The organism is Streptomyces sp. NPDC017676, assembly GCF_044329325.1.
In the GTDB taxonomy this organism is placed as follows: domain Bacteria; phylum Actinomycetota; class Actinomycetes; order Streptomycetales; family Streptomycetaceae; genus Streptomyces.
Genome location: NZ_JBIRJA010000006.1, coordinates 382,650 through 408,446, shown reverse-complemented (window position 1 = coordinate 408,446; position 25,797 = coordinate 382,650). Strand labels below are relative to the sequence as shown.

Here is a 25,797-nt window from a genome sequence, read left to right as displayed (position 1 = left end):
GCGCGCTACGCTCTGCGCGAGGGCGTGCACCCTCCTCCCGAACGGAAGCGGATCGCATGGAACTCTCCTTCGCCGGCCGGGTCGTCGAGTGGCGGGGGCCGTCGCCGTACTACTTCGTCGCCGTGCCCCACCAGGAGTCCGCGGACATCGTCGAGGTGGCCGCCCAGGCCACCTACGGCTGGGGCGCGATCCCCGTCGCGGCCAGGATCGGCCGAACCCACTTCACCACCTCGCTCTTCCCGAAGGACGGCACCTACCTGCTCCCGCTGAAGAAGGCGGTGCGTACGCCGGAAGGGCTCGCGGTGGGAGACGAGGTGACCGTGGAGCTGACCGTGCGCCTGTGACGGCCACGGTACGGACGCCCCGCACCTCGACCCGCCCTGACCACCTGCCTCGGCTCCGTGTCCCGTAGCCGATGGTGGAGCGGCACTGGACGAAGCGGGGCGGGTGGTTCCGCCTCGCCGGCCAGGGCCACCGGTCCCGCGGTGCGCACCGGGGCAGCGGCCAGTGCCTTCGGGAGCTGGACCCCGGGTGAACCCACAGGGCCTCGGCCCATCCACGGCGACCCCATCCACGGCGACCCCGATCCGGCTACCAGGCCCGGCCCCGCAACCGACGCCGCACGGCGGGTCCGCGTCGGACACGCCACACTCGCCACGGCCGTCGGACCCGCCCCCGGGACAGTGCCGTCGACTCGTCCGGCTCCGATCCCGGGCGCTTCGACGAGCGGCGCCCGCCTCCCCCGGCCTGCCGCCGGGGGCCGTCGCCCTCACCTCACGCGTCCGGGGGCATCTGCACGGTCTGGTGACGCTGGAGGTCCACGGCCGTCCGCGCACCCGCGCCACCGGGCGGCGCGGACCCAGCTCACGCGAACGCCGGGCGTCTGGCGCCGGAGCCGGACGGCGGTCCGCTGGGCGCCGGCCCCGGAGCGATCGGCGCTGCTCGCGCCGCGGTCAGGGCTTCCGGGCGAGCCCTCCGTGCTCCGCGACGACCTCCGGGGCGGGCGAACCGGGCTCCGGGCGCCACCGGGTGACCGGTACGACGCCGGGGTCGATCAGGTCCAGGCCGTCGAAGAACGAGGTGATCTCCTCGACGGTGCGCAGGTGGTACGGGACGGCGCCGCTGGTGTTGTAGGCCTCCTGGGCCCGCTCGAAGACCGGGTCGATGCCCGACGAGCCGTCGTTGACGCAGAGGTGGCTGCCCGGAGGCAGGGCGGCCATCAGCCCGGTGACGATGGATCGGGCCTGGCCGTGGTCGGCGACATGGCCCAGGACGTTGCTGAGGATGAGCCCGGTCGGCCGGGCCGGGTCCAGCGTCTCGGCGGCGGCCGCGAGGATGCGGTCCGGGTCCGTGAGATCGGCGTCGACGTAGGCGGTCGCGCCCTCGGGGGAGGAGTCGAGCAGCGCCCGGGCGTGGGCCAGGACCATCGGGTCGTTGTCGACGTACACGATCCGCGACCCGGGTGCGAGCCGCTGGGCGACCTCATGGGTGTTCTCGGCGGTCGGCAGGCCGGCGCCGACGTCCAGGAACTGCCGGATGCCCGCCTCGCGGACCAGGTGGGTGACGGTGCGGCGCAGGAAGGCGCGGCTGCTACGGGCGATGGTGACGATGCCGGGGAAGACGGCGGTGTACGCGTCGCCGGCCTGTTGGTCGACGGGGTGGTTGTCCGTGCCGCCGAGCCAGTGGTTCCAGATGCGGGCCGAGTGCGGCACCGACGTGTCGATCTGCTGGCGCGCCGCCGACACGGGCGTCGTGGCCGGATCGGTCATGAGTCGTGCCCCTCGTTTCAGCCAAGGCATGGATTCCGCCACCGCCCAACCTATGCCTCAAGGCCCCCCCTGCCACCTCCCTGTTGGTGTTTCCGGGCCGATAGGGAAAACCCTCGATTGACCCGCCGTGAGGTGACATGGCTCGGTCAATGCTGTCATTCTCCTCAGCACGCTGATCCACCCCACCCGTTCTCGGATCACGGTCCCGCACAGCTCAGCTCACCCCGGGCAGCAGACCCCTCTGCCCGTCTGTCACCGGCCGCCGACCGGCGGTCGCAGCAGGAGGAGTACGAGTGAGACCCCACAGACCCCTTCCCCACAAGCGGGCCACGGTCGGAGCCGCCCTGGTCTCCACCGCGGCCTTCCTCGCCGTCGGTCTCCAGGCGGTTCCGGCGACCGCCGCACCGGCCGCTGCCCACCCCAGCCCGCTGCGCGCCGGCGGCCTGGAGGCCGAGCTCAGCCCGGCCCAGCACCAGGCGCTGATCAAGAGCGCCCGGCAGCAGACCGCCACGACCGCCCGCACCCTCGGCCTCGGCGCCCAGGAGAAGCTGGTCGTCAGGGACGTCGTCAAGGACAACGACGGCACCCTGCACACGCGGTACGAGCGCACCTACGCCGGACTGCCCGTCCTCGGCGGCGACCTCGTCGTGCACACCCCGCCCGCCTCGCTGGCCAAGGGGACCGTGAGCACCACCTTCAACAACAAGCGCACGATCAAGGTGCGTTCCACCACCGCGACCGTCAGCAAGGCCGCCGCCGCGACCAAGGCCCTGAAGGCCGCGAAGTTGCTGAAGGCCGAGAAGCCCTCCACGGACAGCGCCCGCAAGGTGATCTGGGCCGGCGGCGGCACCCCGAAGCTCGCCTGGGAGACGGTGGTCGGCGGCCTCCAGGACGACGGCACGCCCAGCCAGTTGCACGTCGTCACCGACGCCACCACCGGCAAGGAGCTGTACCGGTACCAGGCGATCAAGACCGGCACCGGCAACACCCAGTACAGCGGCACCGTCACCCTCAACACCACGCTGTCGGGGTCGACGTACCAGCTGTACGACACCACGCGCGGCGGCCACAAGACGTACAACCTCAACAAGGGCACCTCCGGCACCGGCACCCTGATGACCGACGCCGACGACGTCTGGGGCGACGGGACCGGCTCCAACACCCAGACCGCGGGCGCCGACGCCGCCTACGGCGCGCAGGAGACCTGGGACTTCTACAAGAACACCTTCGGGCGCAGCGGCATCCGCAACGACGGCGTCGCCGCCTACAGCCGCGTCCACTACAGCAGCGGCTACGTCAACGCCTTCTGGGACGACAGCTGCTTCTGCATGACCTACGGCGACGGCTCGGGCAACACCCACGCCCTGACCTCGCTGGACGTGGCCGGCCACGAGATGAGCCACGGCGTCACCTCCAACACCGCCGGGCTGGAGTACAGCGGCGAGTCGGGCGGCCTGAACGAGGCGACCTCCGACATCTTCGGCACCGGCGTGGAGTTCTACGCGAACAACTCCAAGGACGTCGGCGACTACCTCATCGGCGAGAAGATCGACATCAACGGCGACGGCTCGCCGCTGCGGTACATGGACAAGCCGAGCAAGGACGGCGGTTCGGCGGACAGCTGGTACTCCGGCGTCGGCAACCTGGACGTGCACTACTCCTCGGGCCCGGCCAACCACATGTTCTACCTGCTGTCCGAGGGCAGCGGTACCAAGGTCATCAACGGCGTGACCTACAACAGCCCGACCTCCGACGGCGTCGCCGTCACCGGCATCGGCCGCGACGCCGCGCTGAAGATCTGGTACAAGGCGCTGACGACGTACATGACGTCCAGCACCAACTACGCCGGCGCCCGCACCGCCGCCCTCAACGCGGCCGCCGCGCTGTACGGAACCAACTCCACGCAGTACGCCGGGGTGGGCAACGCGTTCGCCGGCATCAACGTCGGCAGCCACATCAACCCGCCGAGCAGCGGGGTGACGGTCACCAACCCGGGCAGCCAGTCCGCCACCGTCGGCACCGCAGTGAACCTGCAGATCCAGGCGAGCAGCACCAACAGCGGCGCGCTGACCTACAGTGCCTCCGGTCTGCCGGCCGGCCTGTCGATCAACAGCTCGACCGGTCTGATCTCGGGTACGCCCACCACGGCGGGCACCTCCAGCACCACCGTCACGGTGCAGGACTCCACCGGCGCGACCGGCACCGCCACCTTCGGCTGGACGGTCAGCGCGACCGGCGGCGGCTGCACCTCCACCCAGCTGCTGAGCAACCCCGGCTTCGAGTCGGGCAGCACCGGATGGACCGCGACCAGCGGCGTCATCACCACCGACAGCGGCGAGGCGGCCCACAGCGGCTCCTACAAGGCCTGGCTGGACGGGTACGGCTCCTCGCACACCGACAGCGTCTCCCAGTCGGTGACGATCCCCGCGGGCTGCAAGGCGACCCTGACCTTCTACCTGCACGTCGACACCGCCGAGACCACCACCAGCACCCAGTACGACAAGCTGACGGTGACCGCCGGTTCGAAGACCCTCGCGACCTACTCGAACCTCAACGCGGCCTCCGGCTACAGTCAGAAGACCTTCGACCTGTCCTCGCTGGCGGGCTCGACGGTCACGCTGAAGTTCAACGGCGTGGAGGACTCCTCCCTCCAGACCAGCTTCGTCGTGGACGACACGTCCCTGACGACCGGCTGATCCGGCACTGACGACAGCGGTCCCGCACCCGGCCGTCCGGGTGCGGGACCGCTCGCGTGTCAGCTCAGCGGATCCAGCGTCAGGTACGCCTGCTGCGGGCTGCCGTCGTGCACCAGGGACTCCTGGTTGCCGACGTCGTCGAAGGCGAACGCGTACGCCTTGCCGTCGGCCGTCTGCGCGTGGATCGCGCGCGCGTAGTGGTTGGTCACCGCGTCCCGGTAGAAGTTCGCCGTCGTGGTGTCCGGCTGGCTGGGGTTCACCAGCAGGGTCGACCGGTTGAAACCGGCGCACAGCGTACGGGAGATGGGCCCGCGGACCTGGTCGTTGGGCGCGTCCAGCAGCTTGTGGCAGCCGAAGATGCTGGCCGCGTCGGGCTTCTGGAAGCTGGTGACGACCGCGCCGGAGGCGTTGGTGAAGTTCATGACGTTCCCGGAGACACGGCCGTAGTACTTGGTGTTCGGCTGGTCCGCGAACGGCGTGACGGTCAGCGTCGACGTCGTGTACTTCTGCCAGACCCGGTTCACGTAGTCGTCCATCGCGCTCGCGGGCAGCGCGCCGGTCTCCACGCCGTACAGCGGTGACAGCGCGCGCAGCACGGTGCCGTCGGAGCGGGTCTGGATCAGGCCCGCCCAGCCGCCCGGCTGCGCGCGGAGCGCGTTGAAGAAGCCGTTCCAGCCGCCGGGCTTCAGGTGCCCGGTGCTGCCGACGCTGCCGTCGGCCCGCTGCACCCCGACCGCGTACGGCGCCGAGAACATGTCCACCTGGGTGCTGTTGAGCCACAGCCCGGAGTCGTTGAGCGTGTACTCCGACCAGTTGAAGAGGATGTTCCGGTTGGGGTCGGACGGGTTCTGGACGGCCGGCTGCACCAACCCGCCCGTGGTGAGCCGGAAGTCGAGCTTCTGGCCGTACGAGAAGTAGACGCGGCCGGAGAACTTGGGGATGCGGATGGTCATGGACTGCCCGGCGGCCGGGCCGGGTATCGCCGCGTCCGGTGCGGGAGTCGGCGGATTGCCGCCCGCCGGCCAGGCGTGGAAGGCGCCGCTCGCGTCGGCCCAGCCCTGCCGTCCCGAGGAGAGCTGGGTTCCGAGGTCGTAGAGGTACACCGGCTCGGAACGGCCCGAGTTGTTGGTGATCTTCAGGGGGATCGTGTCGGGGACGGCGGCGTCGGCGTGCTCCGGCGCGCCGAGGGCGAGCAGTCCGCCGAGCAGCGCCGCGGCGGCGGCCAGGGGGAGCGCGCGACGGGGAAGCGCGCGGCGGGTGAGCCTGTGAGGCACTCTCCACCTCCGTGTGGGGTCGGGGTCGTACGGACTTGGTCCGTACCGGCTTGAGAGCGCTCTCAGACTCATGGCTGAGACGAGTGCATGTCAATGACATGAACAGGATCGGTCCGGCGCCCTCCGTCGGCGGGCGCCGGACCCGGTGTCAGGACGTGCGCCTCAGCGGCGTCGTGACATGCGCGTGAACAGCGTCAGAAGGTGCGCTTGAGCAGGCCGAGCAGTGCCGCCCAGTGCCGCTCGTCGGCCCCCTGGTCGTAGGCCGGGGTGTCCGCCTGGGTGTAGCCGTGGTGGGCACCGGCGTACACCTCGCAGGTGTGCCGCACTCCGGCGGCGGTCAACGCCTCCTCGAAGCGCGTCACCTGCTCCGGGGGCAGCGACGGGTCCTCGTCGGCGTGCCCGAAGTAGAGCTCCGCGGTGATGTCCGGGGCCTGGAGGTGCGGGCTGTCCGGGTCGTCGGTGGCGAGGCGCCCGCCGTGGAAGCCGGCCCCCGCCGCGACCCGGTCCGGGTGGGCGCCCGCGGTCCACAGCACGAGCCGGGCGCCCATGCAGTAGCCGGTCAGCGCGACCGGGCCGTCGGCCGCGACGGGGCTGTCGGCCAGCCACCGCAGATAGGCGTCCGCGTCCCGCCTGACCTGGTCCGGCGTCAGCCCGGCCACGATCGGACCGAGCCGCTCCCACAGGGTCGGGTCGGCGCCCGGGTCGATGAACTCGGGCAGCTCCAGGACCGGCGTCCGGCCCAGGCGGTAGAACACGTTCGGCACCAGCACCGTGTAACCGGCGCCGGCGAGCCGGTCGGCCATCGACCGCAGATGCGGCCGCAGACCGTAGGCGTCCTGGTAGAAGAGCACGGCCGGACGGGGGCGGCCGTCGGCCGGATGGACGAGGTAGGCGTCGGCGACGCCGTCCTCGGTGGGGATGTCGACGGCGGTCGCCTGGACATCGGTCATGGTGAGAAGGCCCTCCCTCGGAGATGGCGCGGGCGGCGGATGCCCGCCCGGCGCCGCGGCTACGGCCATGCTGCCATGCAAGATCCAGTCCGGCGCAGCCGGTGCCCCCGGCGCTCACGTGGGGGGGTGTCCACGCGGCTCGCGTGCCGTCGGGGCCGGTTCCGGCGAGGCTCCATGCGGCGTCCGTGGCGCTCGCGTGGGCGGTTGCCGCATGTGTGGCTTCCTGTGGTGGGTGGAGCTCGCGTGCGGCCGGTGGTGCCGGCGCGGCTCCGGTGGTGCCTGGGGCGCCGCGTGCGGGGCCGGGCCTCGCGCAGCTCCCTGCGACGTCCCGGCGCTCGTGGACGGCGGCCGGTGCTCACCCGGTCGGCCGGATGTCCCGGGCGCTCACCCGCAGCGGCGTCAGGTGGTGCCGGCCTCACTCGAAGCGGCTGGTGTCACCGGCGCCCCGCCGGACGATCTCCGCCGCGCCGCCGGAGAAGTCGACCACCGTCGTCGGCTCGGTGCCGCAGTCACCCGAGTCGACCACCGCGTCCACCACGTGGTCGAGCCGGTCCTTGATCTCCCAGCCCTGGGTCAGCGGCTCCTCCTCGTCCGGCAGCAGCAGCGTGCTGGACAGCAACGGCTCGCCCAGCTCCGCCAGCAGCGCCTGCGTGACCACGTGGTCCGGGATGCGCACGCCCACGGTCTTCTTCTTCGGGTGCTGGAGCATGCGCGGCACCTCGCGGGTGGCCGGCAGGATGAACGTGTAGCTGCCCGGCGTCGAGGCCTTCACGGCCCGGAACACGTCGTTGTCCACCCGGACGAACTGGCCGAGCTGTGCGAAGTCCCGGCACATCAGGGTGAAGTGGTGCCGGTGGTCCAGCCGGCGGATGGAGCGGATCCGGTCCGTGCCGTCCCGGCTGCCCAGCCGGCAGCCGAGCGCGTAACAGGAGTCGGTCGGGTATGCGATGAGCGCCCCCGAGCGGACCGCGTCGGCGATCTGGCCGATGCTGCGCGGCTGCGGGTTCTCGGGGTGCACGTCGAAGTACTTCGCCATCCGCCGAGCTTATGCCGTCATGAGGCGCCGGACCGGAAACCTATGACCTCATACCTGTTTGACATGGGCGTCCTGGGCGCGGCCCTGGCCGCCGCCGGGATGCGGCGCGGGGGGACAGTCAGGGCGGAGTGAGGGGGGTACGGCGACGAACGGGCTCAGCGGGCTGCCGGGCCCGGCCGGACCCACCCCGGAAATCAGCCGGAATTCGTCTGCGTACTTCCCGGATTCCCGGGCATCCGACCTCTGAGTCGCCCAGGGCCTTCCCCCCGCCCCGGGCGCGGTGTCTCCGCCGGCGGCCACCCCCCCAGGCCGCCGGCGGAGCCTTGTCTGCTGCCACCGGCTTCCGGGTGACCGGCCGAATGAGCGCACGACCGCCCGGGTCCGTCCTGTCCGGCCGCCGGTGCGGCCGGCAGGTCGAACACGTGTCGCGGCGAGATGATCTCCGTGATCGCCCGGCCGAACAGTGTGCCCGGCTCCTGGTCGGCGTGGTCGATGTCGGTGTTGAGGAGGACGACGAGGGTCGTGCGCGTCGCCGGGAGGTGGACGGTCAGCGACTCGTAGCCGGGCAGGGAGCCGTTGTGGCCGATCCAGCCCTGCACGTCGAAGATGCCCAGCCCGTATCCGGTGCCCGGGATCGGGGTCGCCGGGGTGGTCAGCCGCTGCTTCTGGGTGGCGGGGCTGATCAGGCGTCTGCCGTCGGGCAGTTCGCCGGTGGCGACCGTGGGCGCCCAGACGCGCAGGTCGTCCAGTGTGGAGATCATCGCCCCGGCGGCCCAGCCCCAGGACGGGTTCCAGTCGGCCGCGTCGGCGACCTTCCCGTTCGCCGTCTGATCGGTGTAGCCCTGCGCGTGCGGGGCGGGGAACTCGCCGCCCCGCGGGAAGAGCGTGTGCCTCATGCCGGCCGGGCCGAGGATGTGCCGCTGGATGTAGTCCCCGAGGTGCTGACCGCTCTCCTTCTCCACGACCAGGCCGAGCAGGATGAGATTCGTGTTGCTGTAGGAGAACTTCGCGCCCGGCGGGAACAGCACCGGATGCCTGAACGCGTAGTCGAGCAACTGCCGTGGTGTGAAGGGGCGTCGCGGGTCGGCGGTGAGCGCCTTGAAGAAGTCGTCGTCCTCGGAGTAGTTGAACAGCCCGCTGCGCATGCCGGCCAGCTGGCGCAGCGTGATCCGGTCGCCGTCGGGCACACCGTCGACGTACGTGCCGATCGTGTCGTCGAGGCCGACCCTCCCCTGGTCCACCAGTTGCAGCAGCGCTGTCACGGTGAACGTCTTCGTCTCGCTGCCGATGCGCGTGTACAGGTCCGGCGTCATCCTCCGGCCGGTCGCCCTGTCGGCGACGCCGTACGAGCGGACGTGACTCTCCCGGCCCGGTGTCCAGATGCCGACCGTCACGCCCGGCACGTTCGCCTCGCGCATCACCCGCCGTACGGCCGCGTCGAGTCGGCGGGTCACGGCGGGGGAGAGGGCGCGGACGTCCGGCTCCGAGGGGGACGGGCCGGGCGGGACGGCGACGGACGCGGCCGGTACGGCGGCCGGTGCGGACCCTGCGGTGAGCGGCGCGCACAGCGCCCCCGCCAGTACGGCGACCATGGCTCCCCGGCACAGGCGTGCGGACGTGGGGGACATGGGCTGACTCCCAGCACGTGAGGGGCGACCGTGCGCGGGGCGGACGTCGGAGGAGCCCGGACCTGCTCAGCATAGAAGCGCCCGGGACGCGGCGCGCGCCGGACGAGACGCGCCCCGCTGCCCAGGCCCGGGACGTCCCGACCGACGTAATGCTTGTCCGACGGGTGGAAGCTCTCGTTCGGGCGATGGAGTCACCCGACCCGGTGAGCGGACGGTGCGGAGCGTGCCGGTGGCGGGTCCCGGGCGTTGCCCCGGCATGAACCGCTTGGACTGGATGGACCGGATGGAGCGCATGGACCGGATGCGCCGGCTGCGCCAGATGGACCGTACCGGGGAGCCGATCTACGCCGGGCTCGTCGCGGAGTGGCGGGCGCAGGGGCGGACCGTCCCGGCCGAGCCGGACGCGCTGTGGGCCGCCCTCTCCGGCCGCACCCGTGGCGCCCGGCGCGAGGCCAGGCACCTCTGAGCGGCTACCGGTACTGCCCGCACAGCGGCGCGAGCACCGCCAGCGTGCCGTTGGCCTGTTGCAGCGCCTCCTCCAGGGCGCCGGGCGCGTGCAGCGTGCCGGTGCCGTCGGGTGGCACGAGCCATTCCAGGGAGGGCGCGGGCCGGTAGGGCGGCGGCACGGTGACCCAGGAGCCCTTGGTCGCGTACCGCAGCCCGGCGCCGATCCAGCCGCCGGACGGGTCCGGCGGCAGGAAGAACCCGACCCGGCCCGCCGCCGTGTCCACCAGCGTCGGCCCCGGCACCGGCAGGCCGGGCTGCCACAGCAGGTCCAGGGTGAGCAGTCCCAGCCGGTCGGGGACGCTCAGCACGTCCCAGAAGCGGCCCGCCTCCAGCAGTGCGATGCCCTCGCCGTGGTCCCATTCCCATTTGCAGGCGCGCGGGTCGGCCGACGCCGCCGCCAGCCACTCCACGCCCCGCATCCACATCGTGTTCGCCATGCACTGCTCCGGATGTCCTCGCTCGCCTGCCCGAGCGCAGGGAACGCCGTGACCGGGCACTTCGTGCGTCCGCACGCCAACCCGGCATATGCATCGTTGTAGATATTTCTACGTGGCGGAAGGGGTGGCGCGCCCTGGCGTTTGGAGCGGGACGTTCGAACTCCGCGCGCCGGTTCGTCAGTTGACGTGCGGGGGCGCGTCACCCGGCCGAGGGACGGAGTGGATCCGCGACGCATGATTCAAGCGTCCGGACGACGGAATCGAGCGTCGTACCTTGAGATCGACATCATTTCCGTCGTACGCTCACGCCGTTCCGTCCCTTGTCTCTGTCGAGGTGTCCCATGGACCGCACGCGTCTGCCCGCCCTTCTGGCCCGCGAGAGCGCCGAGGCCGAACGCCGCAACCCGCGCTCCCGGGCGGCGTACGCGCGCGCCGACCACCTCTTCGGCCGGGTGCCGATGACCTGGATGAACAAGACCGCCGGTGCCTTCCCGCGCTACCTGGCCGGGGCGCGCGGCGCCCGGGTCACCGACGTCGACGGGCACGCGTACATCGACTTCTGCCTCGGCGACACCGGCGCGATGGCCGGCCACTCGCCCGCCCCCGTCACCGAGGCGGTGCACCGCCGGTACGCCGAACTGGGCGGGGCCACCGCCATGCTGCCCACCGAGGACGCCGAGTGGGTCGGCGCCGAACTGACCCGTCGCTTCGGCCTGGCCCGCTGGAGCTTCTCCCTCACCGCGACCGACGCCAACCGCTGGGCGATCCGGCTCGCCCGGGCCGTCACCGGCCGGCCGAAGATCCTCGTCAACAGCTACTGCTACCACGGCAGCGTGGACGAGTCGCTGATCGTCACCGGCCCGGACGGCACCGGCACCGCCCGCCCCGGCAACGTCGGCGCACCCTGCGACGTGACGCTGACCAGCAGGGTCGCCGAGTTCAACGACCTCGCCGGACTGGAGCGGGAGCTGGCCCACGGTGACGTCGCCGCCGTACTGATGGAACCCGCCCTCACCAACATCGGCATCGTGCTGCCCGAACCCGGCTACCTCACCGGTGTCCGCGAACTGACCCGGCGGTACGGCGCCCTGCTCATCAACGACGAGACCCACACCTTCTCCGCCGGGCCCGGCGGCTGCACGGCCGCCTGGGACCTGGAACCCGACCTGCTCACCATCGGCAAGGCGATCGCCGGCGGCATCCCGGCCGGCGCCTACGGGCTCTCCGCCGAACTCGCCGACCGGCTGCTCGGCCGCGGTGACCTGGACCTCGTCGACATGGGCGGCGTCGGCGGCACCCTCGCGGGCAACGCGCTGTCGGTCGCGGCCACCCGCGCCACCCTGGAGCATGTGCTGACCGACGAGGCGTTCGCCCGGATGGCGACCCTCGCCGAGCGCTTCGAGGCGGGCGTCCGGGCCGGGATAGAGGCCCACCGGCTGCCCTGGTCGGTCAGCCGGCTCGGCGCCCGCACCGAGTACCGCTTCACCTCGCCGGCCCCGCGCACCGGAACCGAGTCCGCGGCGGCCTCCGACCCGGAGCTGGAGGACTTCCTGCACCTCTACCTCGCCAACCGGGGCATCCTGCTGACCCCCTTCCACAACATGGCGCTGATGTGCCCGGACACCACCGAGCGGGACGTCGACACCCACACCGAGGTGTTCGCCGCCGCGCTCGCCGAACTGGCCGCCTGAGGAAGGGAGCCGGACGGGATGAAGGACATGGACGACATCGACCGGGCCATCCTGCGCGAACTCCAGACCGACGGCCGTATCGCCTACGCCGACCTCGGCCCCAGGGTCGGGCTGTCCGCCTCGGCGGCCCGGCAGCGGCTGCAGCGGCTGCTGGACTCCAGGGCGGTCCAGGTGGTCGGCGTCACCGACCCGATGGCCATGGGCGGACAGGCCATGGCCCTGCTCGGCATCGGCGTGGACGGCGACCCCCGGACCGTCGCCGACACCCTCGCCGAGCGCCCCGAGGTCGTCTACTCGGTGCTCACCTCGGGCGGCTTCGACCTCTTCGCCGAGGTGGTCGCGCCCGGCCCGAAGGCGCTGCTCGACTTCGTCAACGACGTGGTGCGCCCCATCGAGGGCGTCCGCGAGATCCGGTCCTTCCCGTACTTCGGCATCCACACCCACCGCTTCCTGTGGGACGTGGGCTGACCGGCGGGGACGACGGAGGTCAGGCGGTGGACGGCCCCGGCGTCAGCACCAGCATGGTGACATCGTCGCGGATCGCGTAGCGCCGCCGGGCCAGGTCCGCCCACACCGCGCCGGGCAGTTCGGCGGACGGGAGGCCGGCCAGGGCGGCCAGCCGCTCCGGCAGCGGGTAGAAGGCGCCGGTGCCGTCCCGCGCCTCCCACACGCCGTCGGAGGCCAGGAACAGCCGGTCGCCCGGTCCGAGCGCCACGGTGGCCTCCTTCGGCGGATCGACCCCCAGGAGCCCGATGCCCAGCGGCGGACCGGGCGCGACGGTCACCTCCCGGGCCTGCCCCTCGCGCAGCAGGACCGGCACCGGATGACCGCAGGCCACCAGCCGGACCGCGGCCGTGTCCGCCGCGAACTCCAGCAGCAGGGCCGTCGCGAACAGCTCCCCGTCCCGGACGTCCGCCGAGTCCACCGCGAGCCGGCGGTCCAGCCGGGCGGCCACCGACTCCAGGTCCGGCTGGTCCAGGGCGGCCTCCCGGAACGCCCCCAGCAAGGACACCACCGTCGCGACCGCCGCCAGCCCGTGCCCCTGCACGTCCCCCATCACCGCGCGCACACCGCACGGCCCCTTCCGCACGTCGAAGAAGTCGCCGCCCACCAGCGTCCCGTCCTGCGCCGCCCGGTAGAACGCCGCGCACCCCACCTGCCCGACCCGGTCCGGCAGCGGCGGCAGCACGGCCCGCTGCACCGCCTCGCCGATCGCCCGCTCGGTGTCGAGCTGGGCGTCCCGGTGGCTGCGCACATACGACACGAACACGCTCAGCGCGGCCACGAACCCGATGGTGAGCACGTCCGTGTTGCCGGGGAGGTTCAGATGGGTGGCCGGGACGTTCAGCACCACCATCGCGCCCACACCCAGCAGACCGGTCATCAGCGGGCCGTAGGACAGGACCGCCAGCGGCGGGATGGCGCCCAGCAGGAAGCCGAGGTCGCGTGCGTGCGGCGTGACCAGCGTGGCCGAGCCGACGGCCGCGAGCAGCAGCACGGGCAGCACGCGGATCCACCACGGCGGCGGCGCGCCCCGCAGCCAGCCGCGATCCTCCCGGGCTCCGCGCGACGACCGGCCGCGCACCGATTCCACATCCCCAAGTTACGCCGCCCGCCGCGGACCGCGCCGCGCAGGAGAACCCGCGGAACGCCGTGCGGAGACACCCCTCGGAAAGGGGGTGGACCCCGGTCGGGCGACCCTCTAGCCTGTGATCACCACGCCCGAGACGGACGGACGAAGGAGGCGAGTGTCATGTGGGTCACCACCATCCAGCGCTCCCCCCTCCCCGTGCCGCGGGCGTGTCACGTCTGACCAGACCGGGAGCGCGCACACCGTACGCATCCCGGAGGATTCCTTGACCGACGTGGTCATCCGCACGCTCGACGAGAGCAGTGCCCACCTTTTCCGCACCATGCCCGACCCGCTCGCCCTGAGCGACAAGCACCGCGGCACCCACCACCGTCCCGACTGGCAGCGCATCGCCCTGCGCGACGGCCGGACCGTGGCGCGCGCCGCCTGGTGGGGTCGCCCCGAGGACCCCGAGCCGCTCGTGATCAACTGGTTCGACGTCGCCGAGGGCGAGGAGGAGGCCGGTGCGGAGCTGCTGCGCACGGCGCCCTGGAAGACACCCGAACTCGAACTGGACCTGCCCACCGGCTGGCGCGAGGACCCGGTGCGCCGGGACGCGGTGGCCGCCCGGGAGAGTGCCGCGCGCCGGGCCGGTTACACGCCCCTGGTGGAGCGCTTCCTCTACCGCTGGACCCCCGACCGGGGACTGCCCGAGCGGCCCGGACGGCTCCTGTTCACCGCCGAACCGGACGACGCCGTCTTCCTCGACCTGCTGCGCCGCATCAACGTCGGCACGCTCGACGCCCACGCCCGCCGGGCCATCGAGCAGGGAGGCGTGGACCAGGCGGCCCGCGAGGACCTGGAGATCCTGCACTGGTTCCCCTCACCGCGCGAGTGGTGGCAGATCGCCCGCACGCCGGAGGGCGACGCGGTCGGCATCCACATCCCGGCGCGCAACTCCAGCGGGCCGTGCGTCGGTCTCATCGGCGTGGTGCCGGAACACCGGGGCCACGGCTACGCCTACGACCTGCTCGTCGAGTGCACCCACTTCCTGGTCGGACAGGGCGCCGGGTTCATCGCCGCCGCCACCGACCAGGGCAACACCCCGATGGCCGCGCACTTCACCAAGGCCGGCTATCCCGTCGTACAGGAACGCGTCAACTACTGGACCGACCACGAGGACACGGCCGGGTGACGCGCTGAGGGCGCGGTGACCCTCGGCGCCGGGGAGCGCGACCTGCCCGCTCCCCGGCGCCGCGCCCGGTCATTCCCTGCCGTCCGCCAGCCGTGCCTCCGCCGTGGCCAGGATCTCGGTGACCCGGAGGCCGAACGCGGCGTCGCAGGCGTGCGGCCGGCCCGTGCGGGCCGCACGCACCAGCGCGTCGGCGGCCCGGGTGAGCGCGGGGACCGCTCCCTCGGAACTCCCCGGCAGGAGCGTCACCCCCGCCTCACCGCGCAGTTCCACGTCGGCCCCGGCCGCCGCCGGAGGGGCGGTCAGGCTCAGCGTGAGGGTGCTCGACGCGCCGGTGGAGTGGTCGAGCACCAGGTGCACGGTGTCCGCCGGACCGTGCGCCGCCGCCACCACCTGCCGTACGTCGCCGAGGACCGGCAGCAGCACCGACAGGGCGTGCGGGCCGACGTCCCACAGCGCGCCCTTCTCCCGCCGCCACGGCGAGTCCGCGAACGGGCTGTCGCTCGTGAACACCGCCCCCAGCCACTGCGCCCGCGCCGTGAACCAGCCCGTCACCGCCGCCTGTTCGTCGATCCAGGCCTCCGGCTCCTTCTGGAAGCGCGTGGTGAAGAACACCACCGACGCCACCCCGGCCTTCTCCACCGCCTCCACGACGGCCCGCCCCTCGGCGACCGTCACCGCCAGCGGCTTGTCCAGCAGCAGATGGCGGCCCGCCTGTGCCGCCCGCACCGCCAACTCGGCCTGCACGGAGGGCGGCAGGGCCACCGCCACCGCCTCCACGTCGGCCAGCAGCGCGTCCACGTCGGCGTACGCGGCGACGCCGTACTGCTCCGCGAGCGCCGTGGCCGCCTCCGGCCGCCGCCCCCACACCCCGACGAACTCCAGACCGGTGTGCCCGGCCAGGGCGGGGGCGTACGCCGCCTTGGCCCACGGGCCCGTTCCCAGCAGTCCGATGCGCATGTCGCGTTCCCTTCTCCGAGCCGGTCCCAGCACCCTCACGATGCCGCGCTCCGGTCGCCGTCCGCACAACCGCGGCCGGCATCGCCTTCTTCCGCCAGCCACTGGGCGATGGTCGCGGCGATCGGCTGACCGGTGTCCATCTCCACGAAGCCGAACTGGCCGGACTGGTTGCACTCCAGGAACCACCAGATCCCGTCGGCGTCCTCCGCGAAGTCGAAGGCACCGTACGCCAGTTCCGCGCCCGCCATGTAGCGCAGCACGCCCTCGGCGACGCGCGGCGGCACCTCCGCGGGCAGCCAGGGGGAGACCGACGGGGCGAAGCGGACGTCCACGTCGTCCGGGTGGGCGTCCGGGTCGGCGGGCTTGCGCGCGGCCAGCAGCGTGTCGCCGACGACGGTGAGCCGGATGTCGGCCCGCTTGGCGATCCGCCGTTGCAGCAGGGTCGGGCCGAAGGCCACCGCCGTGAAGTCGGCGTCCGGCGCCACCCGGCTGGTCGGCACCGCCCTGGGCGGCTCCTGCGGGTGCGCCCCGGAGACCGGCTTGACCACCAGGTCCGGGAAGCGTTCCGCGAACTCCCGCGCCGCCTGCGGGAACGTCGTGATGAGGGTGGCCGGCACCGCGAGGCCGCTGCGCTGCGCCAGACGGAGCTGCCAGGGCTTGTGCCGGGCCCGGCGCGCGGCGTCCGGGTGGTTCATCCACCGGGCGTCGGTGCAGCGCAGCATGCCGTACAGCGCCTGGGACGACTCCTCGGTCAGCCACGCGGACGGCTGGGCGGCGCGGGCGGCCGGGTCGCCCGGCCTGCGCACCCAGACGGAGCGCAGGCCGTTCATGCTCACCAGGCGCCCGCCGACGGACAGATGTCCCCGGCAGGCGCCCCGCACGTACTCGCCCGACAGCGCCACCCCGTTGGTGAGATCGGCGGGGTCGAGCCGGACGACGGGCACGCCCGCCTCGCCCAGCCGGAGGACCACCATGTCCGCCGTCACGTCCTCTTCACTGGTCAGGATGAGCACGGTCATCTGTGGAAGCCCGCGGTCTCAGTCGTCGAAGTGCGTCTTGGAACCGGCGGTCGAGGTGGTGGTCCCGAGTGCTCTGAGGGTCGCGTGGTCGGTGGCGGCGATCCGCCCGTCCGGGAGGACGTTCAACTGCAGTCCGGAGTCGTACGCATACGGAGCGGTGACGTCCAACTGCACTGCGGGCCGCGCGTAGTTGAGCGTGAACGGTTGCATGGTCTCTCCCTGATTCGGCTTTCACGTCCTTATACGAGTCGAACGGGTGATTGGTTTCCTCACGGTGAGTGAGCACCCTTCGGAAGGATCCCTTCCGGGGTCATCGCGCGAGCGCGTCGCGTGCCGCGGCCAGCGCCTGTTCGGCGTATCCCCGCCCGAACAGCACCGCGTGCACCAGCAGCGGGAAGAGCTGGTGCAGCCCGACCCGGTCCCGCCAGCCGTCGGCCAGGGGTGCCGCCCGCTGATAGCCGGTGAGCACCCGGTCCAGGTGGGGGCAGCCGAACAGCCGGAGCATCGCCAGGTCGGTCTCCCGGTGTCCGCCGTGCGCGGCCGGGTCGATCAGCCGGACCTCGCCGTCGGCGCCCCACAGCACGTTCCCGTTCCACAGGTCGCCGTGCAGCCGGGCGGGCGGCTCGGCCGGCCCCGCCAGCTCCGGCAGCCGCGCGCAGACCCGCTCGAAGACCGCCGCCTCGCCCGGCCGGAGCGTGCCCCGGTCGACCGCGCCGCGCACGTACGGCAGCACGCGGTGCTCGGCGTACCAGCGGGACCAGTCGGTGCCCGGGGCGTTGCGCATGGGGGCGAGGCCGATGTAGGCGTCCTCGGGCCCGTCGGGCGGCGGCGCCCCGAAACGGGGTGCGCCGGCCGCGTGCAGCGCGGCCAGGGCCTGGCCGAAACGCAGCGCCGCCTCGGGGTCCGGAGAGCCGGTGGGCACCTGTTCGGTCACCATCCAGTGCTCGTCGTGCCCGAGCACCGCCGGCACCCGGACCGCGTCCGCCGCGGCCAGCCAGCGCAGCCCCGCCACCTCCGCGCGCACCGCCCCGGGGCCGTCACCACGCTTGACCATCACCGGTGTCCCGCCGTCCAGCAGCACTTCGGCGGGAGAGCCCGACGAGCGCCGGGCCCGGCTCACCGGCCGCCCGGTGAGCCGGGCCGCCACCTGTCCTGGATCCTCGTCTCGGTTGACCACGGCCCCAGCGTACGACCCGCACTCCAGGCCGCTGACCGGACATTTCACCCCTTGGTACGGCTGCTCTCGGCCAAACCCCGGCGGTCGTCACGCGTGCCGATGGCCAACGGTGTGGCGCACCGGCTCCATGGAACGGATCCCCGGACGGCGGAACGTCACCCCGGACGGCTGCCGGTGACCTGGTGGCGAGCACCACCCCCCACTCGTACGGCTTCCCGGCCCGGCGCCCGGTTGGGTGGCCGGCGCCCGGAGCGCCCTCAGTGGCCGGGCCGGGTCTGGGCATCCCCGGCCCGGCGCCCCGGGGTGGGGCCGCCGGGGCCCGGAGCGCCCTCAGCGGTCGGTCGGGCACGGGTGTCCCGGGTCCGGCGCTCCGGGCCGGGACCGCCCTCACCGGTCGGCCCGGTACGGGCGTCCCCAGCCCGGTGCCCCAGGTGGGGACTGCCGGGGCCGAGAGTGCCCTCACCGGCCGGCCGGGTACGTCGCCCGGGTCAGCCCCACCGGATTCCCGGGCGGCAGCAGGCCCGAGTCCCCGACCGTGCGGGCCAGCGGCTCCAGCAGCGTGGCCAGCCGCCCGCTCCGCTCGGCGCCCAGCGCGGTCCACGGTCCCTCGGCCGCCGCATCGGTGCGCGCCTCGGCCTCCGCGCGCAGGGCCGCGCCCGCCGGCGTCAGCGCGCCGTCCGCCGTGAGCCGGCCGTCCGCGCGCAGCCGGGCCACGGCCGCTGCCCACGCGTCCTCCGGCCACTTCCGGGTCTCGCGCAGGAAGGCCCCGTCGGACTCGCCGGCCGCCGCCTTGAGCACCATGGCCTCCATCGGACCGAGCCCCAGGCCGACCAGCACCGCCACATGGGAGTCGCCCCGCTGCTCGCGCAGGGTCGTCAGGGCCTGCCACAGGCGGGCGGTCGGCTCGTCCGGCCGTTCCAGCGCCTGATTGGCGGCGGCGAGCACACGGCCCGTGGTGTCCGCGCCGGCGGCGGCCTCCCAGGCGAGGTCAGCGGCCTCCGTGAACGCGGCGGAGCCGACGGTGTCCGCCCCGAACAGGCGGGTCATCGCCGCGTCCATCGCCGCCAGCCGGGCCGTCAGCGCCTCCGCCGGGGTGGTGTACGACCAGGCGTCCGGCAGCGCCCGTTCGACCCGGGCCGGGTGGAAGACGTAGAAGCAGCTCGTCACCACGGCCGGGGCCACGGCGCCGAGCGGGGCGGCGCGCAGCGCGAAGTAGCCCATCCAGAACCCGCGCAGCCCCAACCCGTCGGCGGCCCGGCGCGCCTCCGGTGCGAAGTACACGAGGCTGTGCACCGGCTCGTACCGCTCCCACAGGGCCCGCGCCATCCCGTCCGCCACTGTTTCCTCCCACCGCGTCGGCCTTGACGTGCTGTCGGCCCCAGCCTGCGTTATGACAGCGGTCATAACAAGAGGGCGGCGGCCGGGAGAGAGGGGTGGTCACGAGGGCTCACCGGGCGGGGACCCGGATCCGGCCGAGGGCGTTGCCGAGCAGCTCCGTGAACCACACGGTTCCGCCGGGGCCGGCCGTCAGCCGCAGCGGCACCTTCTCGCCGCCGTCCGGCACCGGGAAGGTGGTGACGGCGCCGGTCGGGGTGATCCGGCCGACGCGGCCGGCCTGGTCGGCGTACCAGACCTGCCCGTCGGGCCCGCGCGTGATGCCGCCGGGCAGGCTGTCCGGGCCGGGCAGCGGGAACCGGGTGGCGTGCCCGGTGTGGTCGACGCGGACCACCGCGTGCCCGCCGGACGCGGTGAGCCACATGCCGCCCGGCCCGGCGACGACGCCGCCCGGGAAGCCGGAAGCCCCGCCGGGCAGCGGGAACTCGGTGAGCTCTCCGGAGGGGGTGATCCGCCCGACCTTGCCGCCGCTCAGCTCGGTGAACCACAGGGCGCCGTCGCCGCCCGCCGCGATGGAGTGGGGCGTGGCGTCCGGCGTGGGCACCGGGTACTCGGTGATCCGGCCCGCGGTCGTGATGCGGCCGATCCGGTTCCCGGTCGCCTCGGTGAACCACAGGGCCCCGTCCGGGCCGGGCGCGATCCCGGCCGGGCCACTGCCGGCCGCCGGCAGCGGGAACTCGGTGAGCAGCCCGGAAGGGGTGACGCGGCCGATCCGCCCGGCGGTGGTCTCGGTGAACCACAGGGCCCCTTCCGGCCCTTGGACGATCTCGGACGGACCGGTGTCCGGGCCCGAGGTCGGGATGTCGGTGACCGTGCCGTCGGCCGCCATCCGCCCGATCCGTCCGGCGCCGTGCTCCGCGAACCACAGCGCGCCGTCCGGACCGGCGGTGATGCCGACGGGCGCGGCACCGGCCGCCGTGGTCACCGGGTACTCCGTCACCGTGTCCGCCGCGGCGCGGGCGGGAGCGGCGCCGGTGGTGGCGGCGGTGACCGCGGTGACGGCGAGCAGGGCACCGGCCCGCGCGGCGGCCGGCCGTCGGACCCGTCGCCCGTACGGGGTGTTCCGGCTGTTCCGGGTGTTCGTGGGCATGGAGTGCCTCCTTCGGGCGGCGCTGCACAGGGAGGGCGGTGAGTGCCTTCCCGGCCGCCGTGCGACGCGATCACTCCGGCAGGCGTACGACCGCGTCGGCGATTGACCCGGACGAGGGGTGCCGGAGCCGGTGCGCTGGGGCAGACGGGTGGCGTGGTGACACGGCTGGGCGGCTCGGATGGTGGGAGCCAGGGGCCTCACTGACGGTGGTTCATGTCGGGGCCGGGTCCATCCAGCTGATGAGGTATCCGCTGCCCGGTCACGGCGGAAGGACATCACTATGCGCTCTGCCCGCATGCTCCTGGCCACGGCGGCTGCCGCCGCCGCCCTATCCTTCGCCGCACCCGGCGCCGCGTTCGCCGTGGCGGCCGAGCACGACGGCGGCGGCCGGGACGGCTCCTCGTACAGCAAGGGGCACGACAACGACTCCGACGAGGACGAGGGATCCGACAGCGACCAGGACAAGGAGTACGGCAACAAGCGCGGCGGCGGCGGCGAACACGACGGGCCGCGCGGCGGAATGCACACGGGTGGCGGAGCGCTCGCCGCGGTGCGCAGCGAGGAGTGGGGTTCGGGCGGCGACAGCCGGTTCGACCCCGAGAGCTACCGCGACAAGGACGAGGGCGGGGGCGGCGAGAAGGGCGACAAGGGCGACCGGGGTGAGAAGGGCGAGAAGGGCGACCGGGGCGAGAAGGGTGACAAGGGCGACTGGGGTGACGACCACGACAAGCCGCGCGGTGGCATGCACACCGGTGGCGGGGCGCTCGCCACACCCGGTGTCACCGCCGGCGGCCTCGCCGTCCTGGCCGTAGGCGCCGCCGGTGCCTACGCGCTGCGCCGCAAGAAGGCCGTCCAGCCGGCGTCCTGACGGGCCGTACGTCCCAGGGGCTGCGGACGCCGCCGGCGCGCCCCCGCGTCGGCGGCCCGCGCCCCCTGCGCCCCGCCCCGGACGCCGGTCCCGGCGCCGTCTTCCCCCGCCCTGATCCCCGTGCTGCCGTGCCCGAGTGAGGTGGTGTCCGATGGCAGCAGATCCCTCTTCCCCGACCCCGTCAGGACCGGCGGCCGACGAGCAGCGCGCCGGCTATGGCGGGCGGCTGACGCTGTGGGGTGTGGCGGCCGTCTTCCTCGCCGTCAGCGTGTTCGGCGGTCACCATCAGCCGGACGACAAGCCGGAGGCCCACCGGGCCTCGGGCACCGGCGCCCCGCCGGCGACCGACTCCCGGCAGGCCGACGACGCCCTGCCGAGGTCCGCGCCGACCCGGCTGCGCATCCCGAAGATCTCCGTCGACGCCCCCTTCACCTCCCTGGAGCTCGGCGACTCGGGCCAGTTGCAGCCGCCGCCCGCCGCCGACACCAATCTCGTCGGCTGGTACGCCGACGGTGCCGCGCCCGGCGAGCGGGGCACCGCGATCATCGCCGGACACGTCGACACGGTGACCTCCCCGGCCGTCTTCGCCCACCTCGACGAGCTGGAGCCCGGCGACCGGTTCTCGGTGCGGCGGGCCGACGGGCGCACGGCGGACTTCGTCGTGGACAGCGCCGAGACCTTCGCCAAGGACGACTTCCCCAGCGAACGGGTGTACGCGGACGCGTCGCGTCCCGAGGTCCGGCTCATCACCTGCGCCGGGGACTACGACCGGACGGTGCGGGACTACACGGACAACCTGGTGGTCTTCGCGCACTTGGTGTGAGGGGGCTCCGGTGCCAGCCGGGGCGCCGGTCCCCTCCGGTCAGGCGGCGCGGTCCGCGAAGGGCCCGTCCCCGGCGAAGGCCAGCTCCGCGAACCGCTCGCCGATGCGGCGGTGTCCGGCGGCGTCCGGGTGGAGGCCGTCGGGCAGCGGCAGCTCGGCGAAGTCGGCCTCCCCGTACAGCTCGCGGCCGTCCAGGTGGTGCAGGGCCGGGTCCTCGGCCGCCCGTTCGCGCACGATCCGGGCCAGCTCCTGCCGGACGACCCGCAGGGTGAGCTTCCCGGCCGCCCGCTCGGCCGGATCCCCGGTGGCCCGGTACAGCAGGCGGCCCTCGCCGAGGGCGGTCACATCCATGGCGGTGGGGCCGGGCGTGTCCTCGTGCAGTGGGCACAGGACCGGCGAGACGACGAGCAGCGGGGTGCGGGGGTGCCCCTCGCGGATGGTGTCGAGGAAGCCGTGCACCGCGGGGCCGAAGGCGCGCAGCCGCATCAGGTCGGTGTTGACCAGGTTGATGCCCAGCTTGACGCTGATCAGATCGGCGGGCGTGTCGCGCAGCGCCCGGGCGGTGAACGGGTCGAGCAGCGCGCTGCCCCCCAGCCCGAGGTTGACCAGCTCCACTCCGCCCAGGGACGCGGCGAGCGCCGGCCAGGTGGTGGTGGGGCTCGCCGCGTCCGAGCCGTGGCTGATCGAGCTGCCGTGGTGCAGCCACACCCGGCGGCCCCGGTCCGGTACGGGCTCCACGGGGGCGTCGGCGCGCAGCGCGACCAGCTCGGTCGTCTCGTTGTGCGGCAGCCAGATCTCCACGTCCTTGACGGTGTCCGCAAGGCCGGTGAAGCGCACGGTGCCCACCGGGCCCGGCCGGTGTTCGGCGGAGCCGGTGCCCAGGTCGATGGTGAGGGTGTGGCCCCCGGTGAGGGAGGCGCTGCCGGCCGGGCGTCCGTCGACGAGCAGGTCGTACACGCCGTCCGGGCGCGGCGGCGCGCCGACGTAGACCCGCTTCGTCGGCAGGGTGTCCAGCTCGATGGTGGTGGCGCGGGTGCGCAGGGCCAGCCGTACGCCGGAGGGCTGGGACTCCGCCAGGGCCAGCTGCGGGTCGGCGCACCGGGCGCGGGCCCGGGCGGGCAGCCGGTGCGGCAGCAGGCCGTGCGCGGTGCGCTCCAGTTCGAGGGCACCGCGTATCAGATCGGGGGTGAGGGGGATGGTGTGCATCGTGTCTGCCTGCGTTTCCGGGGGGATTGCCGTGGGGGAGCCGCGGTTCAGGGCTGGGCGGGCCAGTCGCGCAGCAGGGCGTCGAGGGCGTCCAGGATCCGGGTCCAGGACTCCTGCGAGTCCGGCGCGCTGTGGCTGAAGCCGCCGGCCGTCTCCAGGCTGACGTAGCCGTGGAAGACGCTGCCGAGGAGGCGGACCGCGTGGGTCTGGTCCGGCTCGGTGAGGTCGTAGCCGCGCAGGATCGCCCGGGTGAGCTGCGCGATCCGCACCCCCGCGCTGCCGGCCGCCGTCTCGGCGTCCAGCGGGTGACGGGCCGCCGCGTAGCGGCCGGGGTGCGCGCGGGCGTAGTCGCGGTAGACGTTCGCGAAGGCGCCGAGGGCGTCCTTGCCGGACCGGCCGGCCAGGGCCTCGGCGGCGCGGTCGGCCAGCTCCGCGAGGGCGAGCAGCGCGATCCGCGTCTTGAGGTCCTGGGAGCTCCTCAGGTGCGAGTACAGGCTCGCGACCTTGACGTCGAACCGCCGGGCCACCGCGGACACCGTCACCTGCTCGAAGCCGACCTCGTCGGCCAGCTCCGCGCCGGCCCGCACCAGGCGTTCGGTGGTCAGCCCCGCACGCGCCATGACTGTTTCTCCCGTCTGTCGAAAACCATTGTGCAGTTTCCTAAAGGGTTTAGGCAAATAGGATCTCGGTTCAGGCCGGCTCGGCCGTCCGCGGACTCCCGGAGCGCCGGCGGGAACGGGACGGTTCTCCGTGGGGTGCCGAACACCCACTTATTTGTGGGTACTTGGCAGCTCACGTCCGCCCGGGAGAGGCTGTTTCCCGAGGTCAGGGGCTGCCGGAGAAACGGACGGGAGGTGGCAGCGGCGGTAGGCCCCAGGGCGTCGCAGCTCGGGCGTCGCAGCGCCCCTCAGGAGGCCGCTTCGCGCTCGCGGAGCCGCTCCAGACGGCGGTGACCCCACTCGGCCACCGGGTCCAGCGCCGCGGCCAGATCGCGGCCGAACCCGGTCAGCGAGTACACGGTCTTCGGCGGCAGCACGTCGTGCACCTCCCGGTGCACCAGACCGTCGTCCGTCATCTCGCGCAGCGCCTGTGTCAGCACCTTCTCGCTCAGCCCGGGCAGTCTGCGGCGCAGTTCGCCGGGCCGGTGCGGGCCGGACTCCAGCAACCACAGCAGCGACGTCTTCCACTTGCCGTCGATCACGGCGATCGCGGCGGTCACTCCGCAGACGTTCGGGTCCTGGGCACGGCTGCGCGTCATCGTCGTCCTCGATTCCGTTCGCGTCCTTGTTCTTCCCCACCGACTACGGGAGTTGCAACATGTCCACATCTTCGGGTCTTCCTGCCGTCACGGTGCTCGGTCTCGGCCCGATGGGCCGGGCGCTGGCGGGCGCCTTCCTGGCGGCCGGCCTGCCGACCACGGTCTGGAACCGCACACCGGGCAGGGACCGGGAGCTGACCGGGCACGGGGCGAACGCCGCCGGGTCGGCCGAGGAGGCCGTCTCCGCCTCGGAGCTGACCGTCGTCTGCGTGGTGAACCATGACGCCTCCGACGCGATCCTGCGCCCCCGCCGACGTCACCCGCGCCCTGAAGGGCCGTACCGTCGTGAACCTGACCGCCGACACCCCGGAGCGTGCCCGGGACACCGGAGAGTGGGCGGCGGCCCACGGCATCGGGTACCTGGACGGTGCGATCATGACGCCGGCGCCCAGCATCGGCACGCCGGAGGCCGTCTTCCTGTACAGCGGCCCGCGCGACCTCTACGAGCGGCACCGGCCGGTGCTGGCGGCGCTCGGCGGGACGCACACCCACCTGGGCGAGGAGATCGGGCGCGCCGCCGCCTACGACATCGCGCTGCTCGACATCTTCTGGACCGCGATGGCGGGGTACGCGCACGCCGTGGCCGTCGCCCGCGCGGAGGGCGTCACCGCCGGGGAACTGGCCCCCTTCGCCCAGGGCATCGCCGCCATCCTGCCGCCGCTGTTCGACCAGTTCGCGCAGGACGCCGACAGCGGCACCCACTCCGGCGAGATCAACCCCATCACCTCGGCCGCCTCCACCATGGCCCACGTCGTCGCCGTCTCCGAGTCCCACGGCATCGACGCGGGCGTCATGCGGGCCGTGGAGGGGCTGGCCCGCCGCGTCATCGGCCTCGGCCACGGCACGGACGGGTTCATGCGGGTGGCGGAGGTGCTGGGCCGGCACTGAGACGGCGCGGCACCGGAAGACCGGGCGCCCGCCGGCTCCTCACCGCCCGGCGGCCCGTCTGCCGACGGCGGCCCGTTCCGGGGTGTCGGACGCGCTCATCGCGCCGTACGCGCGGGCGTGGCGCCGGGCGGCGGTGCGCTCGGCGGTTTCCCGGGGGGCGATCGCGTCGGCCAGGACGTGGGCCTCACCGACGCGAGGCGGCCGTCGCGGTCGAGGGCGCGGAGCGGATCGCCGGACTGCCGCCCGGCGCCACGCCTGCACGTACGGCGGGATCCGGTGGCCGACCGCGGCCCCACGCCGGCC

At 73.6% G+C, this 25,797-nt stretch carries 24 protein-coding genes and 1 pseudogene; 9 read left to right on the top strand and 16 right to left on the bottom strand.

The window, feature by feature from the left end:
* Positions 1 to 56 precede the first annotated feature (56 nt).
* Positions 57 to 344 (top strand): DUF1905 domain-containing protein, encoded by a 288-nt coding sequence (locus ACH4LD_RS16060; RefSeq protein WP_398055305.1) that lies wholly within the window; start codon positions 57 to 59, stop codon positions 342 to 344.
* Positions 345 to 953: 609 nt separating this feature from the next.
* On the opposite strand, the gene ACH4LD_RS16055 is transcribed toward ACH4LD_RS16060, so the two are convergent.
* Entirely contained in the window at positions 954 to 1,769 is an 816-nt protein-coding gene (locus ACH4LD_RS16055) for an SAM-dependent methyltransferase (protein WP_398055304.1), read from the bottom strand.
* Positions 1,770 to 2,062: 293 nt separating this feature from the next.
* Between ACH4LD_RS16055 and ACH4LD_RS16050 the strand changes: the two genes are divergently transcribed.
* A complete protein-coding gene (locus ACH4LD_RS16050) occupies positions 2,063 to 4,465 on the top strand; it encodes a M4 family metallopeptidase (RefSeq protein WP_398055303.1) in 2,403 nt (800 codons plus the stop codon).
* 59 nt (positions 4,466 to 4,524) lie between these two features.
* Here ACH4LD_RS16050 and ACH4LD_RS16045 read toward each other — a convergent pair whose 3' ends face one another.
* The 4 genes from ACH4LD_RS16045 to ACH4LD_RS16030 form a co-directional block, all read right to left on the bottom strand.
* Positions 4,525 to 5,739, bottom strand: coding sequence for a glycoside hydrolase family 64 protein (locus ACH4LD_RS16045; RefSeq protein ID WP_398055302.1), 1,215 nt, complete (start codon positions 5,737 to 5,739; stop codon positions 4,525 to 4,527).
* Positions 5,740 to 5,933: 194 nt separating this feature from the next.
* Complete coding sequence (locus ACH4LD_RS16040) at positions 5,934 to 6,689, bottom strand: dienelactone hydrolase family protein (protein WP_398055301.1); 756 nt, start codon at positions 6,687 to 6,689, stop codon at positions 5,934 to 5,936.
* Positions 6,690 to 7,104: 415 nt separating this feature from the next.
* Positions 7,105 to 7,725, bottom strand: a complete 621-nt coding sequence (locus ACH4LD_RS16035; protein WP_398055300.1) for an L-threonylcarbamoyladenylate synthase — start codon at positions 7,723 to 7,725, stop codon at positions 7,105 to 7,107.
* A 194-nt stretch (positions 7,726 to 7,919) separates the two neighbouring features.
* A complete protein-coding gene (locus ACH4LD_RS16030; RefSeq protein WP_398055299.1) occupies positions 7,920 to 9,353 on the bottom strand; it encodes a serine hydrolase domain-containing protein in 1,434 nt (477 codons plus the stop codon).
* 256 nt (positions 9,354 to 9,609) lie between these two features.
* Between ACH4LD_RS16030 and ACH4LD_RS16025 the strand changes: the two genes are divergently transcribed.
* Positions 9,610 to 9,819, top strand: a complete 210-nt coding sequence (locus tag ACH4LD_RS16025) for a hypothetical protein (protein ID WP_229917704.1) — start codon at positions 9,610 to 9,612, stop codon at positions 9,817 to 9,819.
* Between the two features lie 4 nt (positions 9,820 to 9,823).
* On the opposite strand, the gene ACH4LD_RS16020 is transcribed toward ACH4LD_RS16025, so the two are convergent.
* Positions 9,824 to 10,297 carry a hypothetical protein gene (locus ACH4LD_RS16020; RefSeq protein WP_398055298.1) on the bottom strand — a complete coding sequence of 158 codons (474 nt, stop codon included), beginning with the start codon at positions 10,295 to 10,297 and terminating at the stop codon, positions 9,824 to 9,826.
* A gap of 341 nt (positions 10,298 to 10,638) precedes the next feature.
* On the opposite strand from ACH4LD_RS16020, the gene ACH4LD_RS16015 reads away from it, so the two are divergent.
* Complete coding sequence (locus tag ACH4LD_RS16015) at positions 10,639 to 11,988, top strand: transaminase (RefSeq protein ID WP_398055297.1); 1,350 nt, start codon at positions 10,639 to 10,641, stop codon at positions 11,986 to 11,988.
* 27 nt (positions 11,989 to 12,015) lie between these two features.
* A complete protein-coding gene (locus ACH4LD_RS16010) occupies positions 12,016 to 12,456 on the top strand; it encodes an Lrp/AsnC family transcriptional regulator (protein ID WP_132784632.1) in 441 nt (146 codons plus the stop codon).
* A 19-nt stretch (positions 12,457 to 12,475) separates the two neighbouring features.
* Here ACH4LD_RS16010 and ACH4LD_RS16005 read toward each other — a convergent pair whose 3' ends face one another.
* Positions 12,476 to 13,582: a PP2C family protein-serine/threonine phosphatase gene (locus ACH4LD_RS16005; RefSeq protein WP_398055296.1), complete on the bottom strand. Its 1,107-nt coding sequence runs from the start codon at positions 13,580 to 13,582 to the stop codon at positions 12,476 to 12,478.
* A 262-nt stretch (positions 13,583 to 13,844) separates the two neighbouring features.
* Between ACH4LD_RS16005 and ACH4LD_RS16000 the strand changes: the two genes are divergently transcribed.
* Positions 13,845 to 14,753 (top strand): GNAT family N-acetyltransferase, encoded by a 909-nt coding sequence (locus ACH4LD_RS16000; protein WP_398055295.1) that lies wholly within the window; start codon positions 13,845 to 13,847, stop codon positions 14,751 to 14,753.
* A 69-nt stretch (positions 14,754 to 14,822) separates the two neighbouring features.
* Here the strand turns inward: ACH4LD_RS16000 and ACH4LD_RS15995 are convergent, their stop codons facing one another.
* The 6 genes from ACH4LD_RS15995 to ACH4LD_RS15970 all read right to left on the bottom strand — a co-directional run bounded on the left by ACH4LD_RS15995 (position 14,823) and on the right by ACH4LD_RS15970 (position 20,391).
* The gene (locus tag ACH4LD_RS15995; protein ID WP_398055294.1) at positions 14,823 to 15,710 is read right to left on the bottom strand and encodes a Gfo/Idh/MocA family protein; all 888 of its coding nucleotides are present in this window, start codon (positions 15,708 to 15,710) and stop codon (positions 14,823 to 14,825) included.
* 35 nt (positions 15,711 to 15,745) lie between these two features.
* On the bottom strand, positions 15,746 to 16,729 hold the full coding sequence (gene tgmB, locus ACH4LD_RS15990) for an ATP-grasp ribosomal peptide maturase (protein WP_398055293.1): 984 nt from the start codon (positions 16,727 to 16,729) through the stop codon (positions 15,746 to 15,748).
* 18 nt (positions 16,730 to 16,747) lie between these two features.
* Positions 16,748 to 16,939, bottom strand: coding sequence for a putative ATP-grasp-modified RiPP (gene tgmA / locus ACH4LD_RS15985; protein WP_014670659.1), 192 nt, complete (start codon positions 16,937 to 16,939; stop codon positions 16,748 to 16,750).
* A gap of 100 nt (positions 16,940 to 17,039) precedes the next feature.
* Positions 17,040 to 17,876 (bottom strand): fructosamine kinase family protein, encoded by an 837-nt coding sequence (locus ACH4LD_RS15980; protein ID WP_398055354.1) that lies wholly within the window; start codon positions 17,874 to 17,876, stop codon positions 17,040 to 17,042.
* Positions 17,877 to 18,365: 489 nt separating this feature from the next.
* On the bottom strand, positions 18,366 to 19,244 hold the full coding sequence (locus tag ACH4LD_RS15975) for a hypothetical protein (protein ID WP_398055292.1): 879 nt from the start codon (positions 19,242 to 19,244) through the stop codon (positions 18,366 to 18,368).
* A gap of 109 nt (positions 19,245 to 19,353) precedes the next feature.
* A complete protein-coding gene (locus tag ACH4LD_RS15970) occupies positions 19,354 to 20,391 on the bottom strand; it encodes a hypothetical protein (protein ID WP_398055291.1) in 1,038 nt (345 codons plus the stop codon).
* 280 nt (positions 20,392 to 20,671) lie between these two features.
* Here ACH4LD_RS15970 and ACH4LD_RS15965 point away from each other — a divergent pair, with 280 nt between their 5' ends.
* Together ACH4LD_RS15965 and ACH4LD_RS15960 are read left to right on the top strand one after the other, a co-directional pair.
* On the top strand, positions 20,672 to 21,259 hold the full coding sequence (locus ACH4LD_RS15965) for a hypothetical protein (RefSeq protein ID WP_398055290.1): 588 nt from the start codon (positions 20,672 to 20,674) through the stop codon (positions 21,257 to 21,259).
* Between the two features lie 151 nt (positions 21,260 to 21,410).
* Positions 21,411 to 22,082 carry a class F sortase gene (locus ACH4LD_RS15960; protein ID WP_398055289.1) on the top strand — a complete coding sequence of 224 codons (672 nt, stop codon included), beginning with the start codon at positions 21,411 to 21,413 and terminating at the stop codon, positions 22,080 to 22,082.
* A gap of 39 nt (positions 22,083 to 22,121) precedes the next feature.
* Here the strand turns inward: ACH4LD_RS15960 and ACH4LD_RS15955 are convergent, their stop codons facing one another.
* The 3 genes from ACH4LD_RS15955 to ACH4LD_RS15945 all read right to left on the bottom strand — a co-directional run bounded on the left by ACH4LD_RS15955 (position 22,122) and on the right by ACH4LD_RS15945 (position 24,546).
* Positions 22,122 to 23,288 (bottom strand): GDSL-type esterase/lipase family protein, encoded by a 1,167-nt coding sequence (locus ACH4LD_RS15955; RefSeq protein ID WP_398055288.1) that lies wholly within the window; start codon positions 23,286 to 23,288, stop codon positions 22,122 to 22,124.
* Between the two features lie 47 nt (positions 23,289 to 23,335).
* Entirely contained in the window at positions 23,336 to 23,908 is a 573-nt protein-coding gene (locus ACH4LD_RS15950; RefSeq protein WP_398055287.1) for a TetR/AcrR family transcriptional regulator, read from the bottom strand.
* A 287-nt stretch (positions 23,909 to 24,195) separates the two neighbouring features.
* The gene (locus tag ACH4LD_RS15945; RefSeq protein WP_398055286.1) at positions 24,196 to 24,546 is read right to left on the bottom strand and encodes a winged helix-turn-helix transcriptional regulator; all 351 of its coding nucleotides are present in this window, start codon (positions 24,544 to 24,546) and stop codon (positions 24,196 to 24,198) included.
* Between the two features lie 59 nt (positions 24,547 to 24,605).
* On the opposite strand from ACH4LD_RS15945, the pseudogene ACH4LD_RS15940 reads away from it, so the two are divergent.
* Positions 24,606 to 25,494, top strand: a pseudogene (locus tag ACH4LD_RS15940) (NAD(P)-dependent oxidoreductase).
* The last annotated feature ends 303 nt before the right edge of the window (positions 25,495 to 25,797 follow it).